Below are 1,578 nucleotides of genomic sequence, written 5' to 3' on the forward strand. Positions count from 1 at the left end.
GCGCCCTGGTCGTCGTCGACGGCCAGGGCAACCCCACCGCGCTCGTCCGGGAGGCCGCCGTCGTCGGCGTCCCCGAGCACCGCCGCCCCTGGGTCGCGGTCAGCTCCCTCGCCCAGGACCTCAAGGACGGCATGCGCATCTCCGCCGACCTCTCCGGCGAGGAGCTCCTCGACACCCTGCGCGCCACGCCCGCCACGGAGTACCTGGTCGTGGAGGCGACGGGGGAGGTCTACGGCGTCCTGGCCACCACCGACGTCGAGCGGGCCTTCGTGGCCGCGATGGCCCGTACGCCCTCCTGACCGCTCCCGGCCGCACGCCCCGCCGGGCCGGTGCCGCGCGCCGCGCCCCGGCGGGCCCCGCCGTGTCCGTACCCCCGCCGGATGGCGGGTAGGCTGGTCACATGTCCGAACCGACCGGTGCCGCCCGCCGTCGCGGGCCCTTCCAGGTCGGGGACCAGGTCCAGCTCACCGACCCCAAGGGACGCCACTACACCTTCACGCTCGAAGCCGGGAAGCAGTTCCACACCCACAAGGGTGCCTTCCCCCACGACGAGCTGATCGGTGCCCCCGAAGGCAGTGTTGTCCGTACCACGGGAAACGTCGCCTACCTCGCGCTGCGCCCCCTGCTCCCCGACTACGTCCTGTCCATGCCCCGCGGCGCCGCCGTGGTCTACCCCAAGGACGCGGGGCAGATCCTGGCCTTCGCCGACATCTTCGCCGGCGCGCGCGTCGTCGAGGCGGGGGTGGGCTCCGGCTCGCTCAGCGCCTTCCTGCTGCGCGCCATCGGTGACCAGGGCATGCTGCACTCCTACGAGCGCCGCGCCGACTTCGCCGAGATCGCCCAGGCGAACGTCGAGCGCTACTTCGGCGGCCCGCACCCCGCCTGGCAGCTCACGGTCGGCGACCTGCAGGACAACCTGTCCGACACCGACGTCGACCGGGTCATCCTCGACATGCTCGCCCCCTGGGAGTGCCTGGAGGCCGTCTCCAAGGCGCTCGTCCCCGGCGGCATCCTCTGCTGCTACGTGGCGACCACGACCCAGCTCGCCCGGACCGTCGAGTCCATCCGCGAGATCGGCTGCTTCGCCGAGCCGCAGCCCTGGGAGTCGATGATCCGCAACTGGCACGTCGAGGGACTCGCCGTCCGGCCGGACCACCGCATGATCGGCCACACCGGCTTCCTCGTCACCGCCCGCCGCCTCGCGGACGGCGTCGAGCCGCCGATGCGCCGCCGCCGCCCCGCCAAGGGCGCGTACGGCGACGACTACGAGGGCCCCAACAAGGGCTGACCCCCGTCATCGCGTGCACGGCACGCCGGGCGCCGCCACCGGGACCCCGCACAGCGGGGAACTCGGGGGCGGCGCCTCTTCGTTAGGCCCGTCCGCCGGGACCGCCGCGGCTTCACCCGCCCGGCCTTTTCGCACGCCCTCCACCGGCGTGCCCGCTGTTCCCCGGTACGCGGGGGTGTGGCACGATGCTGATCGATTCCGCGTCCCCGCAGCCACCGCCACAGGAGTCAGCGCGCGTGCAGCCACCGGCAGACAGTGCCCGTCCCGCCCCTGAGCCCGCCGGTGCCCCT

At 74.0% G+C, this 1,578-nt stretch carries 1 protein-coding gene and 1 pseudogene; both read left to right on the top strand.

Features of this window, described 5'->3' with window-relative positions:
• A pseudogene (locus V7793_RS37350) lies at positions 1–299 on the top strand (site-2 protease family protein); the annotation flags it as partial.
• 101 nt (positions 300–400) lie between these two features.
• Entirely contained in the window at positions 401–1,288 is an 888-nt protein-coding gene (locus V7793_RS37355) for a tRNA (adenine-N1)-methyltransferase (RefSeq protein ID WP_058045161.1), read from the top strand.
• The last annotated feature ends 290 nt before the right edge of the window (positions 1,289–1,578 follow it).

This window comes from Streptomyces sp. KLMMK (assembly GCF_036961605.1).
GTDB lineage: Bacteria > Actinomycetota > Actinomycetes > Streptomycetales > Streptomycetaceae > Streptomyces > Streptomyces telluris.